Genomic DNA, 14,911 nt, shown 5'->3' with positions numbered 1-14,911 from the left:
AAAACAATCTGCTAGCGTCGTATCTGGGTCCTCGACAACCAGGAGACGACGCCATGTCCTTACGCACACTGCTCTCGCCCGCCGCGACAAGCCCAGGAGCCTCCCCCGGCACCCGCTCCCGTGGACCGGCCCTCGCCGTCCTGTGCGCCGGAATGCTGATGATCATCCTGGACGGCAGCATCGTCACCGTGGCCCTGCCCGCCATCCAGCGCGATCTGCGCTTCTCCCCCGCCGACCTCACCTGGACCGTCAACGCCTACATGATCGCCTTCGGCGGGCTGCTCCTGCTGGCCGGACGGCTCGGCGACCTGCTCGGACGCAAGCGGATCTTCGTCGCCGGGCTCACCGTCTTCACGGCGGCCTCGCTGCTCTGCGGCGTCGCCACCGACCAGGCCGTGCTCATCGGCGCCCGCTTCCTCCAGGGCGTGGGCGGCGCGATGACCTCCGCCGTCAGCCTCGGCCTGATCGTCACGCTCTTCCCCGAACCCCGTGAACGAGGCCGGGCGATCGGCGCGTTCAGCTTCGTCGGGGCTGCCGGGGCGTCGATCGGGCAGGTGCTCGGCGGGGTGCTGACCCAGGCCGCCAACTGGCACTGGATCTTCTTCATCAACCTGCCGATCGGCCTTGCGGCCGCGCTCCTGGCCGTACGCGTCCTGGCCCCCGACCCCGCTCGGCCTCCGGCACGCGGCGCCGACGCCCTCGGCGCCCTCCTGGTCACCGGCGGTCTGATGACCGGGGTCTACACCATCGTGCAGACCGGCGCGCACGGCTGGGCCTCCGCGTACACGCTCGGTCTCGCCGCCCTCTCCGTGGCTCTCCTCGGTGCCTTCGTGATCCGTCAGGCCATGACCGCGTCCCCCCTGCTGCCGCTGCGCATGTTCCGCTCGCGCGATGTCTCCGGAGCCAACGCCGTCCAGGTGCTGATGGTCTCCGCCCTCTTCGGCTTCCAGATCCTCATGGCGCTCTACCTGCAGAACGTCCGGGGGTACGGTGCCGCCGCCACGGGGCTCGCCATGCTGCCCGCCGCGCTGTCCATCGGCACGGTCTCGCTCGCGTTCTCGGCCCGCCTCAACGCCCGCTTCGGCGAACGCCGCGTCCTGCTCACCGGCCTCGCCCTGCTCGTGGCGGCACTCGGCCTGCTGACACGCCTGCCGGTGCACGCCGGCTACGCCGCCGATCTGCTGCCCACGATGCTGCTCGCGGGCGGCTTCGGCCTCGCCGTCTCCGCGCTGACCGTGCTCGGCATGTCCGGCGCGGGCCCAAAGGACGCGGGCGTCGCCTCGGGGCTGTTCAACACCACCCAGCAGGTGGGCGGCGCCCTCGGCGTCGCCGTCCTGTCCACCCTGGCCGGGTCGCGAACGCAGAGCCTCCTCGACGACGGGCACGGCACCGCCTCCGCCCTCACCGGCGGCTTCCGCCTCGCCTTCGGCACGGGCGCGGCCCTGCTCGCGGTGGCGTTCGTCCTCGCCGCCGTGGTGCTGCGGCCACCGCCCGCTAAGGACACCGGGCGGTCCGGCTGAAGCGCGGGACACTCAGGGGTTCCGCCGCGGGAGCCAGGGACGACCGAGTCGCCTGGCCGATTCCGCATCACCACCGCAGGCTTCGGCATTCACGCGCGGATCGGACTCCACGATCCGCGCGTGAATCCTTTCCGTCTGTTCGGCGGGGGCGTCGCCGGAAACCTCGATACCCGTCCGGGACCGCGGCCATGAACGGCCTTCCGCCCGCGTCGGGTGGACCGGATGAAAGAAGATGAAAGAAGGAGAGGCCGATCCGCTCGCGATCCCAGGGCGAGGCGGACGGAAACCCGAGTTCGCATTCCCGTCGCGTGAGCCACTCACCCGCGTGGATTCTCCGCTCGAGGAGACGAGCGATGGTGCACGCCGGCCGCTCCCACGGGTGATCCGCGGCCGCCCGCGCGACCTCCGAGGCATATTCCAGGGCGTCGAAACGGAATGCGGGCAGGACGAGTTCGCCGTCATCGGGATGACGCCACCGGTCCCGGACGACGTGATCGCCGTCGCACCGGACGGTCACGTGCGGGGCGCGGCGGCATTCCTCCGTGCGGACACGGCGAAGGGGATCGGCCGGAGGCCGATCCCCTTCGGAACCGCGGGTCAGCTACCCGCGCGGGCCACGCCGGACGATGCGTCCGACGTGATCCCGCCCGGTCTCAGCTGCAGCCGCTGGTCGAGCCGCAGCCCTCGCAGAGGTAGCAGCTGCCAGCGCGGCGCATCTTCGTGCCGCAGGAGAAGCAGAGCGGGGCGTCGGCGTTGAGGCCGAGCTGGATCTCCAGCAGCTCCGTGGAGTTGTGCGCGGTCCTCGGCGCCGGGGTCGCCGCGGCGGCCTCGGGCTCGGCCTTGACGGTGGCGGCCGGCTTCGGCGCCTCCGTCTGGCGCGGCGCGGACTGCGCGAGGCCCTCCACGTCGACCTCCTCGGCGGCGGGCTCGTACGAACCCGTGTCGAGGTGGCGCTGGCGCTCCTCGGCGGAGTGGATGCCGAGGGCGGAGCGGGTCTCGAAGGGCAGGAAGTCCAGCGCCAGGCGGCGGAAGATGTAGTCGACGATCGACTGCGCCATCCGCACGTCCGGGTCGTCCGTGAGACCGGCCGGCTCGAAGCGCATGTTGGTGAACTTCGAGACGTAGGTCTCCAGCGGCACGCCGTACTGCAGGCCGACCGAGACGGCGATGGAGAAGGCGTCCATCATGCCCGCGAGGGTCGAGCCCTGCTTGGACATCTTGAGGAACACCTCGCCGAGGCCGTCGTCCGGGTAGGAGTTGGCCGTCATGTAGCCCTCGGCACCGCCCACCGTGAAGGAGGTGGTGATCCCCGGGCGGCCCTTGGGGAGGCGGCGGCGGACCGGGCGGTACTCGACGACCTTCTCCACGGCGGCGGGCGCGGCGGCCGCCGCCACGTCGGCCTTCTTCTCGTCCGCCTTCTTCTTGGCGGAGAGCGGCTGGCCGACCTTGCAGTTGTCGCGGTAGATCGCGAGCGCCTTCAGGCCGAGCTTCCAGCCCTCGTAGTAGATCTCCTCGATCTCCTCGACGGTCGCCGACTCCGGCATGTTGACCGTCTTGGAGATGGCGCCGGACAGGAACGGCTGCGCCGCGGCCATCATGCGGACGTGGCCCATCGGGGAGATGGAGCGCTCGCCCATGGCGCAGTCGAAGACCTCGTAGTGCTCCGGCTTGAGGCCCGGGGCGTCGACCACGTTGCCGTGCTCGGAGATGTGGGCGACGATCGCCTCGATCTGCTCCTGCTGGTAGCCGAGGCGGCGCAGGGCCTGCGGCACCGTGCCGTTGACGATCTGCATCGAGCCGCCGCCGACCAGCTTCTTGAACTTGACCAGGGCGAGGTCGGGCTCGACACCGGTGGTGTCGCAGTCCATCATCAGGCCGATGGTGCCGGTCGGCGCCAGCACGGAGGCCTGGGCGTTGCGGAAACCGTTCTTCTCGCCCAGGCGAACGACGTCCTGCCAGGCCTCGGTGGCCGCGGCCCAGACCGGGGTGTCCAGGTCGTCCATGCGCGTGGCGGCCGCGTTGGCGTCGGAGTGCTGCTTCATGACGCGCTTGTGGGCGGTGGCGTTGCGGGCGTAGCCGTCGTAGGCGCCGACGACCGCGGCCAGCTCCGCGGAGCGCTTGTACGAGGTACCGGTCATCAGCGAGGTGATGGCGCCGGCGAGCGCGCGGCCGCCGTCGGAGTCGTACGCGTGGCCGGTCGCCATCAGCAGGGCGCCGAGGTTGGCGTAGCCGATGCCCAGCTGGCGGAAGGCGCGGGTGGTCTCGCCGATCTTCTGGGTCGGGAAGTCCGCGAAGCAGATGGAGATGTCCATCGCGGTGATGACGAGCTCGACGACCTTGGCGAAGCGCACGGCGTCGAAGCGCTGGGTGCCCTTGCCGTCGTCGTCGAGGAACTTCATCAGGTTGAGCGACGCGAGGTTGCAGGACGAGTTGTCCAGGTGCATGTACTCGCTGCAGGGGTTGGACGCGGTGATGCGGCCGGACTCCGGCGAGGTGTGCCAGTGGTTGATGACGTCGTCGTACTGGATGCCGGGGTCGGCGCAGGCCCAGGCGGCCTCGGCCAGCTTGCGGAAGAGGGCCTTGGCGTCGACCTCCTCGATGACCTCGCCGGTCATCCGGGCGCGCAGGCCGAACTTCGAGCCGTTCTCGTACGCCTTCATGAACTCGTCGTTCACACGGACGGAGTTGTTGGCGTTCTGGTACTGGACGGACGTGATGTCGTCGCCGCCCAGGTCCATGTCGAAGCCCGCGTCGCGCAGGGCGCGGATCTTCTCCTCCTCCTTCACCTTCGTCTCGATGAAGGCCTCGACGTCCGGGTGGTCGACGTCGAGGACGACCATCTTGGCCGCGCGGCGGGTGGCGCCGCCGGACTTGATGGTGCCGGCGGAGGCGTCGGCGCCGCGCATGAAGGAGACCGGGCCGGAGGCGTTGCCGCCGGAGGAGAGCAGCTCCTTGGAGGAGCGGATGCGGGAGAGGTTCAGGCCGGCGCCGGACCCGCCCTTGAAGATCATCCCCTCTTCCTTGTACCAGTCGAGGATGGACTCCATGGAGTCGTCGACCGAGAGGATGAAGCAGGCCGAGACCTGCTGCGGCTGGGCGGTTCCGACGTTGAACCAGACCGGGGAGTTGAAGCTGAAGACCTGGTGGAGCAGCGCCCAGGTGAGCTCGTGCTCGAAGATCTCCGCGTCGGCGGGGGACACGAAGTAGCCATGGTCCTCGCCGGCCTTGCGGTAGGTCGTCACCACACGGTCGATGAGCTGCCGCAGGCTGCTCTCGCGCTGCGGGGAACCGACGGCGCCGCGGAAGTACTTGCTGGTGACGATGTTGACCGCGTTCACCGACCAGAAGTCGGGGAACTCCACGCCGCGCTGCTCGAAGTTGATCGAGCCGTCGCGCCAGTTGGTCATGACGACGTCACGGCGTTCCCAGACCACCTCGTCGTAGGGGTGCGTCCCCGGGGTGGTGTGGATGCGCTCGATGCGCAGGCCCTTGGCGGCCGAGGCCGCCGCGGCCGCCTTGCCGGCCTTGGCTCGGGAACTCCGTGCCGGGCCGCTCGCCGTCTCTGTCATGTGCCGCCTCCCATTACAGGCATTACAGGTAAAACGCCCTGAAGCGCCGCGGTCTTCCCGCGTCAGTGTCTCTCGCGGCCGGTGCACCCCCCACAGGTGCCCGGCACATCCGTGCCGGTCCGCCGCCGCTAGTCGGCGGCGATGGCGGGGGTGGGGACGGCTCCGTCCCGGCCCCGCCCTCCGGCGTCTCCCGGTGGCCCCTGGCCACGCAACTCGGCGATCGCCGCCTCGAAGTCCTCGAGCGAGTCGAAGGCCCGGTAGACCGAGGCGAACCGGAGGTAGGCGACCAGATCCAGGTCCTTCAGCGGGCCGAGTATGGCCAGCCCGACATCGTGGGTCGACAGCTCGGCGCTGCCCGTGGCGCGCACCGCCTCCTCGACGCGCTGCCCGAGCTGGGCGAGGGCGTCCTCGGTGACGGGCCGGCCCTGGCAGGCCTTGCGGACTCCGGCGATGACCTTGTTGCGGCTGAAGGGTTCGGTGACCCCGCTGCGCTTGATCACCATCAGCGAGGCCGTCTCCACGGTCGTGAACCGGCGACCACAGTCGGGGCACTGCCGGCGACGGCGGATCGAGGTGCCGTCATCGGTGGTCCGGCTGTCGACGACGCGGCTGTCGGGGTGTCGGCAGAAGGGGCAGTGCATCGTTTCCCTCTCCCTCCCTCACCCACGGTGAGCGCACGACTTCTGAGCCCGAGGGGCCGGTCAGGGCCCCGCGAAGCAGCCACAAGCATAGGCGATCCAGGAGGGCTTGATGACACCAGGACCACTACTTGTGGGGGCTGGGCTCTATCCAACCACTAGATCTGGTGGCGCGGTGCCCACATTCACCTATCGCGCGAACCGCGTGTCGCGGCCCGCCGACGGGACGGGAGCCTACGCGACGCGCCGCCTCCCGGGAGAGCCGGGGCGCGAGTGACACACTGGGTGTACGCATCGTCACGGCTCGCGCATCATGGAACCCGGGGCGGAAGAAGCGAGGGGCGACGGCAATACCGGCCCGAAGGAACGGCGTTCACCTCTCGATTGCAGGATGAATTCGAATTTATATTCGATCAATACCATCGACACCTTGATCGCGACAGTGGATCTGCGCAAATTCACTCGAACGTGTGTTTGGCGCAACCTTTCGAAAGCAACTACCGTTGTCCTACTAGGGAGAACATCTCGAGAGGGGCCGCCGTGACCACCACCGCCGACAGCGCTGCATTGACCGCCCATGACCGCCCCCAGGACCGGCTACGCCCGATGGAAGCGATGAACGACGAGACACCAAAGCCCGCACGCGCGCTACCCGGACGACCTCCGGGAATCCGGGCGGACAGTTCCGGACTCACCGACCGCCAAAGGCGCGTCATCGAGGTGATCCGGGATTCCGTCCAGCGGCGCGGCTATCCGCCGTCCATGCGGGAGATCGGCCAGGCCGTCGGGCTGTCGAGCACGTCGTCGGTCGCCCATCAGCTCATGGCACTGGAGCGGAAGGGCTTCCTGCGGCGTGACCCGCACCGGCCCCGTGCGTACGAGGTGCGTGCCTCCGACTCCGCGCAGGCGCAGCCCACGGACACGGCGGGCAAGCCGTCGGCCTCGTACGTCCCCCTGGTGGGCCGGATCGCCGCCGGTGGCCCGATCCTCGCCGAGGAGTCCGTGGAGGACGTGTTCCCGCTCCCCCGCCAGTTGGTGGGCGACGGCGAGCTGTTCGTCCTGAAGGTCGTCGGCGACTCGATGATCGAGGCCGCCATCTGCGACGGCGATTGGGTGACCGTGCGCCGTCAGCCGGTCGCGGAGAACGGCGACATCGTCGCCGCGATGATCGAGGGCGAGGCCACGGTCAAGCGCTTCAAGCGCGAGGACGGGCATGTGTGGCTGCTGCCGCACAATGCCGCGTACCAGCCCATCGCCGGTGACGAGGCGACCATCCTCGGCAAGGTGGTGGCGGTGCTGCGCCGGGTCTGATCCAGGACCCGCCCGTGACCGGGCCCCGGGACCTCTGCGCCGGTTCCGGGGCCCTGTTGTGTTCCCCGGTGAGGCCCGGCGCGGTCACTCGGCCGCGGATGCGGCGGCGTCGATCGCGGCCAGGGAGCGACGGATCTGGTTGCGGTCGGTCGTCTGCCAGAAGTCCGGCAGCGAGGCCTTGATGAAGGCGCCGTAGCGGGCCGTGACCAGCCTCGGGTCGAGCACTGCGACGACCCCGCGGTCTCCGGAGGCCCGCACCAGCCGGCCGGCCCCCTGGGCCATCAACAGGGCGGCGTGCGTGGCGGCGACCGCCATGAAGCCGTTGCCGCCCCTCTCCTCCACCGCCTTCTGCCGTGCGCTCATCAGCGGATCGTCGGGACGGGGGAAGGGGATCCGGTCCATGACCACCAACTGGCAGTTCGGCCCCGGCACGTCCACGCCCTGCCAGAGCGACAGGGTGCCGAACAGACATGTGCGCGCGTCGGAGGCGAAGCTGCGGATCAGCTCGCCCAGGGTCTCCTCGCCCTGCAGCAGGATCGGGTGGTCGATGCGGCCGCGCAGCGCCTCCGCCGCGCCCTGGGCGGCGCGCATGGAGGAGAACAGGCCGAGCGTGCGACCGCCGGCGGCCTCGATCAGCTCCGCGAGCTCGTCCACCATGTCCTCGCGGCCGCTGTCCCGGCCGGGCTGGGACAGATGGCGGGCGACATAGAGGATGCCCTGCTTGGGGTAGTCGAAGGGCGAGCCGACGTCTACGCCCTTCCAGGCCGGTGGCTCCTCCTCCCCCTCGGCGGCGACCGTGCCCTCGGGGGGAAGCCCGAGCGAGGCCGCGACCCCGTTGAAGTCGCCGCCGAGCCGCAGCGTGGCGGAGGTGAGGACGACGGAGCGCTCGGTGAACAGCTTCTCCCGCAGCAGTCCGGAGACACTGAGCGGGGCGACCCGCAGCGAGGCGCCGAAGCGGTCGTGGCGCTCGTACCAGACGACGTCGTACTCGGAGCCCTCGACGATGCGCTCGGCGACCTCGTGGACGTTCTCGGCAGAGGCGAGGGCCATCTTCCGCACGGCGTCCTCGTCCTGCACGGAGCGGTCACGGGTCTCGCCGAGGGAGGTGATGACCAGGCGGCAGGCGTCACGCAGCGCCATCAGGGCGTAGAGCAGATCCTCGGGCAGCTCCTCGAGGCGGCCCGGGAGGGCCAGTTCCATCAGCCGCTCGAAGCCCTCCGAGGCGCTCATGAGGGCGTCCGCGGCCTTCTCGTTGACCAGCTTGGCCGCGAGCTTCACGGTCCGGTTGACGCGGCCGGGGGTCAGCTCGCCGGTGGCGACCCCGGTGACGCGCGAGACGAGTTCATGGGCCTCGTCGACGATGAGCACCTCATGGCTCGGCAGCACCGGAGCGCCCTCCAGGGCGTCGATGGCCAGCAGCGCGTGGTTGGTGACCACGACGTCGGCGAGCTTGGCCCGCTCGCGCGCGGCCTCGGCGAAGCACTCGGCGCCGTAGGCGCAGCGGGAGGCTCCGAGGCACTCGCGGGAGGTCACGGAGACCTGCTGCCAGGCACGGTCGGAGACGCCCGGGGTCAGGTCGTCCCGGTCGCCGCTCTCCGTCTCGTCCGACCAGTCGCGCAGCCGCAGCAGGTCCTGGCCGAGCTTGCTGGTCGGCGCGGCGGCCTCGAACTGGTCGAAGAGGCCGTCGCCCTCGTCCTGCGGCACGCCCTCGTGCAGCCGGTGCAGGCACAGGTAGTTGGACCGGCCCTTGAGCATCGCGAACTGCGGCTCGCGGCGCAGCAGCGGTTGCAGCGCGGCGACGGTGCGCGGCAGGTCGCGTTCGACGAGCTGGCGCTGCAGGGCCAGGGTCGCGGTGGCCACCACCACCCGTTCGCCCTGGGCCAGCGCGGGCACCAGATAGCCCAGCGACTTGCCGGTTCCGGTGCCGGCCTGGACCAGCAGGTGGGAACCGTCGTCGACGGCTTCGGCGACGGCTTCGGCCATGGTGACCTGGCCGGGGCGCTCCACCCCGCCGACCGCGCTGACGGCGGCGTGGAGGAGGTCGGTGAGGGCGGGCTTCGCGGGCTGTGTCATAGGGCGTCCAGCCTACGGGTCGGCACTGACACCGCGGTGCCCGCCGGACCTGCCGGAGACCCCCCTCCGGCACTGCCGGTCACAGGACGTGACGCAGCGCGCGGTCGCGGATCAGCAGCGCGGCCCGCTTGCCGGGCAGCTCGATCTCCGCCGAGAAGCGGAAGCCTGCGGCCAGGAAGGCGGCGACGGACGGGGTGTTGCGCAGGTCCGGCTCGGCGACCACCCGGGTGCACCGGGGGCGCTGCTCCAGGGCGAGGTCCGCGACGGCGCGCAGCAGGGCGCCGCCGACGCCCCGGGCCCGGTCGGCGACGGGCCCGATCAGCAGGTGGAGCCCGGTGTCGTACGGACGGGCCGGGTAGTGGCGCGCGATCGGGTCGAGATCGGCGCGGTAGACCTCCCAGTAGCTCATCGGCACCCCGTCCAGCACCCCGACACAGGGCATGCTCCGGCCGTCGCCGTCGAGCTGGGCGCGCAGGTGCCGCTCGGCGACCTCCGGCCTGCCCGCGAGGTCCCAGAATTCCGCGACGGCGGGGTCGTTCATCCAGCGGGTGATGACGGGGAGGTCGCGTTCGGGGCGTACGGGAACGAGCTGGAAGGTACCCGCGGGGGTGCCGACCGGTCCCCAGTCGGCGACGCCGTCGAGGAGGTCGTCGAGCGGGGCAGGGCCGCCGGCGCGGTCGTCGGCGGTGACGTCCTCGTCGAAGAGGGCGCGGACCTCGGGGGGCAGTTCCAGGTCGAGGGTGTCGTCGGCGTTCTCGGCGCCGGTGCCGCCGGGCTCGGCGGGACCGGGCCGGAGTGCGGGGGCGCGGGTGGGGTCGGCGGTCGTCATGGCGGTGGCGGCCTCCTCTCGTCAGGCGGTGAGGGGGTTGGGCACGGTGACGTACACGGACTGGGTGTCGACGGGACCTACCAGCTCGTCCATGCCGTGCAGACGGGTCATGAGGTTGGCCTTGCAGCGCAGGAGGGGTTCGTCCAGCAGCCGCCCCGGCAGGCCGGAGCGGCCGGTGGCCGCGGCCTTCTCCAGGAAGCGGCGCAGGGCGGCCAGGAGCACCCGCTCGTCGGCCAGGCGCTGGGAGCCGAGGGCTCCCACGAGACCGAGGACGTTGTTGACGCCCAGGTAGTAGGCGAGGCGCTCGTCCGCGACGGCGTCGGGCACGAAGGTGTCGCTCTCCTCGCCGGCCCCGGGGAGCAGGTCGGTGAGCGCGGCCCGCGCGGAGGCGCGGAAGTAGTAGCCCTGGTTGTCGCGGTAGCGCCCGCCGGCCGGCCAGCCGTCGGCGTCGAGGACGACCAGGGTGTTCTGCTGATGGGCCTCCAGGGCGATGCCCGCCTCCCCGTCGAGCCACAGGACCGGCCGGACCACCGCGTCCAGGTAGCGCAGGAACCACTCGGTGGCCGCGGCCGCCACGGGCCGTCCGGTGCGGGCCGCGAGCCGGGCCAGCACTTCGGCGAGCCGGGACCGCAGCGCGCCGCCGCCTTGCGGCGCGGGGCGCGGGGCCGTGATCCCGGCGAGGCAGCGCACCTCGTCGCCCGGGCCGAAGGGGTTGTGCCGCAGGACGACGTCGAGGCCCCGCACGGGGACGCCCGCGGCGGTGCCGACGGCCAGCCAGGCCGGGTCGCGGACGATGTCGAACCCGGGGTGGACGGCGTGCCAGCGCCGGGCGAGACCGGCGCGGAGCAACCGGTGCACCTCGACGCCCCGGTGGAGTTCCTTGCGGAGGTGCTCGCGCCGGGAGTTGGTGATGCGCAGGCCCAGGGAGAGCTTGAGCATCGCCGCGGCGCCGGGCCGGTACACCGTCCGCAGGGAGGACGTCGGGTGCCAGGGGCCGCCCGCCGCACCGAGGTCGTGGAGCAGTCCGGCCTCCAGCAGTTCGCGTACCTGAGGGCGGTGCGCGACCTCGCGGGCCTGCCAGGGGTGGAGGGGCAGCGGCACGGTGCCCGCGGGGAGCCGCCGGGCGAGCTCGGGGCCGGCGAGCCCCGCCAGCAGGTGCTCGGCGGGGACGGGACGGCCGCGTTCGGTCCAGGCGGAGTCGGCGGCCAGCAGGGAACGGTGCACCGACATCCAGTGGAGGGCGAACGCCCCCCGCCGCTCGGGGGCGTACACCGCGGCCTCGGCCTCGCTCAGTCCCTCCCGCCCCTTGGGCGCGGGGTGGAGCGGATGGCCCAGGACGAGGGCCTGCTCGGCGTCGAGGAAGGGGTGGGTGCCGTGCGGGGCGGCCGGGCGCGCACGGCGCTCGGCGAGGAACGCGGCCGTGTGGCGTACGGAGTCGGCGACCCGCGCCACCAGGTCCGGACCGTGCGGGCCGGTCGCCGCGGCCTCCCGCGCGAGCAGCGCGGCGAGGGTGACGGCGTCGAGCGGGGCGCCTCCGGCGGCGGGCCGCGGTGTTCCGAAGCGGTGGTGGCCGGCGGCCGACCAGTACCGGACCGGGACGAGCAGTTCCGCGCCGCTCGCGGGCAGCGGTACGCGCAGGGTGCGTCCGCCCGGCTCCGCAGACAGCCCGGTCTCGCGGACCCAGCAGCGCAGCAGGGCGTCCGTGCCCGCCGCGTCGGCGGCGGCCCAGGGGTCGGCCAGCTCCAGGGGGTCGGCGTCCGCCGGTGGCACGGCATCGGCCGGGAGGACGGCCAGCTCCAGCGGGTCGACGTCCGCCGACGGCACCGCGGCGACCGGGGGGACGGGGCGCTCCAGGGGATCGGCGGCGGCCGGCGACACGGCGGCAACCGAGGGGACCGCCGGCTCCAGCAGGTCGGCGTCGGCCGGGGGCACGGCGGCGGCCGGGGGGACGGGGCGCTCCAGCAGGCCGACGTCCGCCGGCGGCACGGCGGCAACCGGTGGAACGGCCCGCTCCAGGGGGTCGGCGTCCGCCGGTGGCACGGCGTCGGCCGGGAGGACGGCCCGCTCCCGCAGGTCGACCTCCGCCGGCGACACGGCGGCAACCAGGGGGACAGCCCGCTCCAGCAGGCCGACGTCCGCCGAAGACACCCCGGCAACCGGTGGAACGGCCCGCTCCAGGAGATCGGCGTCGGCCGAGGACACCGCGGCGACCGGAGGGACGGGGCGCTCCGGCAGCTCGGTGGGGCCGGCAAGGTCGGCCGTCGCGGCACGCCGGGCCTGGTGGGGGACGGCCGCGGTGGCTTCGTCGCCGGGACGTACGGTCATCGCTTCGCTCCGTGAAGGGTCGGCGTCCGGTGGGCACCGGCCCGGGCGCGGGCCGGCGGACGCGGGGTCACACCCGGGCCGCCGTCGCCGCGGCAAGGGCGGCGGCGGGGCGGTCCGGGACGGCTTCTGGCATGTCTTGGGTGAGGGTGAGTGGGGGCGGCAGCCAGCTCACGCCCCCGTCGCGGCCGCCGGGTTCGGCGATGGGTCCGCGGTCGGGGGCCGCGCGCGGGGCTGCGGGGGCGCGTCGGGGCCCGGTGTGCGGGAGGCCCCGGCGGCCGGGGGCCGCGTGCGGGCGGCAGGGTTCGCGGCCGGGCAGGGGCCTGAGGCCGCGGGCGGGCGCCGCGTCCGGATACCGCGGCCGCCCCGGCATGCGGGCGCCGGGCGGAAGCGCCCGTTCCGCGGGGCCGTTGCGCCGTGCGCAGCAGAGGGGGGCCACCCCCGCGGCCGTGGCGGGCCGGTCGCCGCGGCAGCTGCCGGTAGGGGAGCCGGGCTGCCGGACGTCGAGTGCGTCTCGGTGGACGACGGCGGCCGGCGGGAGGCTGCCGTCGATCGCCTCGGGCATCACCATGACGTCGGGAGCGACGCCGCCGGGCCCGGCGGTCGGGAGGGCCCCGGTGCGCCCCACGCCTGTCCGCGCCGCGTCGGCGACGAGCGGGATTCCGCGCGCCGGGTCCGGCATCACCCGGGCCAAGTGCGCGCGGCTCTCGGCGCGTTGCCGGCCGCCGACGCCGAACGAGCCGCGGTGGCCGTACGGGTACCAGAGCCCGGCGATCCGGCCGCCGGCGACGGCGAGCGGTCCACCGCGCCCCGTCGCGGTGCGGAAGGGCGCGGCGTCGCCGCAGGCCGGGCCATGGCAAGGGACGCGTCGGCGCTCGGTTGGCACGCGCGGCAGGGGAGCGAAGGGGTCGCCGGTGCATGCGGCCGTCAGGAGGGCGGTGCGGCCCGGCACATGACGCGCGGCGCCGGAGCCGGGGACGGCGCGATCGGCCTCCGCCACGACACGGTGGCGGCCCTCCGCACCCCCGGTGGTCAGGCCGCCGCCGCGCGCGGAGTCGAGGAGCAGCGTGCGGGCGTACGTCCCGGCCGCGGATTCGCGCATCGGCCGCCGGCGCGGGATGCCCCCGGTGCCGTCGAAGTCGCCCACGTGCACCGCCGGTCGCCCCGTCGCGCTCGGCATGGCGGCCACGTGCTGTCTCCTCGGTGTCGGCTGCTGCACCCCCGGAGCTACCAACGACGGCACGCGCGCGGCGGCAACTGCCTGTGCCCAAGATCCTCGCCACGGAACCGACCGCCGGGCCTCCGCCGTCCCACTCCGCGAGGGCATAGTGGGGGGTTGCCCTTGAACGGGCAGACGCCGTGTTCACAACAGGGGGGTCACAACCCATGCCATCGATAAGCCGGTTGGCCGCGGCCGCCGTCGCCGTGGCACTGCTCGCCGTGACGGCGACGGCCTGCGGCCCGTCCGACGACAACGCCGACGCCAAGCCCAGCCCGACACCCACCGCGACGTCCGGCGACGGCGGCCTCCAGCTGCCGACCGCCCTTCCCACCAGCATCGACGATCTGGGCAAGTGGGCCGACGCGCTGAAGAACGGCGGCTGGAAGGACTGGGACAAGGACAAGTGGCTGCGCGACGCGGCCGACTTCATCAACCCCATCATCGAGGACCTCTGGGACGCCGACCGGCTCCGCAACGCCGACGGGACCCCGGACGACGAACAGCAGGTCGACGTCCGGCAGGCGGACGACGGCACCACCGACCCGGAGCCGGGCCCGATCAGGGCGCAGCGGCTGGCGACCCCGTACCACGACGCTTCTCCGGCGACGGGCAAGCTGCTCTTCGACATGCCCGACGGCCAGGCGGTCTGCTCGGCGACCGTGGTCGCCGACCCGGCGAACCCGGGCCGGAGCAACCTGGTGTGGACGGCCGGCCACTGCGTGCACGCGGGCGCCCAGGGCGGCTGGTACCGCAACATCGTGTTCGTGCCGTCCTTCAACGACCAGGGCCTGAGCGGTGCCGCGCTGCAGGGCGCCGGCAAGGAGCAGCTCGCCCCGTACGGCACCTGGTGGGCGACGAAGGCGGGGACCTCCCAGCAGTGGATCGACGGGGGCGGGGAGTCCTCCGAGAGCAGTTCCGCCTACCCCTATGACTTCGCGGTGCTGAAGGTGACCAACCCGGACTCGGACACGTCGCTGGAGGAGACGGTCGGGGCCTCCGTGCCGGTCTGGTTCGACGCGCCGACCTCCGCCGGCATCGACGCCATGGACATCCGCGGCTACCCCGCGGCGGCCCCCTTCGACGGCTTCGGCTACCAGCAGTACCACTGTGCGGGCGACCCGGTCCGCCTCGCGCTGGACCCCGACGCGCCCACCATGCACTGGCTCGGCTGCACCATGACGGCCGGGTCCTCCGGCGGCGGCTGGTTCGCCCGGGGGCCGGGCGGGAAGCCGGCCCTGGTCAGCAACACCTCCATCGGCCCCCAGGACAGCCCCCGCTGGCTCGCGGGACCGCGTCTGGGGTCCGAGGCGAAGGCGATCTTCGACGCCGTCCGCGGTTAGAGCCGCCCAGGCCACGGCATGGGTCGCCGCCCCCAGCGGCGAGACTCCCAACGAGCCGACCGGCGCGTTTCACCACGTGATGGCCAA

The 14,911-nt window shown here is 73.0% G+C and carries 9 protein-coding genes; 3 read left to right on the top strand and 6 right to left on the bottom strand.

Annotated elements, in window-relative coordinates:
- Positions 1 to 53: 53 nt before the first annotated feature.
- A complete protein-coding gene (locus tag AB0F62_RS21455) occupies positions 54 to 1,520 on the top strand; it encodes a DHA2 family efflux MFS transporter permease subunit (RefSeq protein WP_361801149.1) in 1,467 nt (488 codons plus the stop codon).
- A 653-nt stretch (positions 1,521 to 2,173) separates the two neighbouring features.
- Here the strand turns inward: AB0F62_RS21455 and AB0F62_RS21450 are convergent.
- Together AB0F62_RS21450 and nrdR are read right to left on the bottom strand one after the other, a co-directional pair.
- Positions 2,174 to 5,089: a vitamin B12-dependent ribonucleotide reductase gene (locus tag AB0F62_RS21450; RefSeq protein ID WP_361801146.1), complete on the bottom strand. Its 2,916-nt coding sequence runs from the start codon at positions 5,087 to 5,089 to the stop codon at positions 2,174 to 2,176.
- A gap of 128 nt (positions 5,090 to 5,217) precedes the next feature.
- Complete coding sequence (gene nrdR / locus AB0F62_RS21445; protein ID WP_361801143.1) at positions 5,218 to 5,730, bottom strand: transcriptional regulator NrdR; 513 nt, start codon at positions 5,728 to 5,730, stop codon at positions 5,218 to 5,220.
- 537 nt (positions 5,731 to 6,267) lie between these two features.
- Here nrdR and lexA point away from each other — a divergent pair.
- Complete coding sequence (gene lexA, locus AB0F62_RS21440; protein WP_361801140.1) at positions 6,268 to 7,038, top strand: transcriptional repressor LexA; 771 nt, start codon at positions 6,268 to 6,270, stop codon at positions 7,036 to 7,038.
- A gap of 84 nt (positions 7,039 to 7,122) precedes the next feature.
- Here the strand turns inward: lexA and AB0F62_RS21435 are convergent, their stop codons facing one another.
- The 4 genes from AB0F62_RS21435 to AB0F62_RS21420 form a co-directional block, all read right to left on the bottom strand.
- Complete coding sequence (locus tag AB0F62_RS21435) at positions 7,123 to 9,111, bottom strand: ATP-dependent DNA helicase (RefSeq protein WP_361801137.1); 1,989 nt, start codon at positions 9,109 to 9,111, stop codon at positions 7,123 to 7,125.
- A gap of 79 nt (positions 9,112 to 9,190) precedes the next feature.
- Positions 9,191 to 9,940, bottom strand: a complete 750-nt coding sequence (locus AB0F62_RS21430) for a GNAT family N-acetyltransferase (protein ID WP_361801134.1) — start codon at positions 9,938 to 9,940, stop codon at positions 9,191 to 9,193.
- Between the two features lie 21 nt (positions 9,941 to 9,961).
- Positions 9,962 to 12,265, bottom strand: coding sequence for an IucA/IucC family protein (locus tag AB0F62_RS21425; protein ID WP_361801131.1), 2,304 nt, complete (start codon positions 12,263 to 12,265; stop codon positions 9,962 to 9,964).
- A gap of 67 nt (positions 12,266 to 12,332) precedes the next feature.
- Positions 12,333 to 13,442: an aspartate aminotransferase family protein gene (locus AB0F62_RS21420; RefSeq protein ID WP_361801345.1), complete on the bottom strand. Its 1,110-nt coding sequence runs from the start codon at positions 13,440 to 13,442 to the stop codon at positions 12,333 to 12,335.
- Between the two features lie 206 nt (positions 13,443 to 13,648).
- On the opposite strand from AB0F62_RS21420, the gene AB0F62_RS21415 reads away from it, so the two are divergent.
- Entirely contained in the window at positions 13,649 to 14,824 is a 1,176-nt protein-coding gene (locus tag AB0F62_RS21415) for a hypothetical protein (RefSeq protein WP_361801128.1), read from the top strand.
- Positions 14,825 to 14,911 lie beyond the last annotated feature (87 nt).

This window comes from Streptomyces sp. NPDC026673 (assembly GCF_040638135.1).
Taxonomy (GTDB): Bacteria; Actinomycetota; Actinomycetes; order Streptomycetales; family Streptomycetaceae; genus Actinacidiphila.
This window is presented reverse-complemented; position numbering and strand designations above follow the sequence as displayed.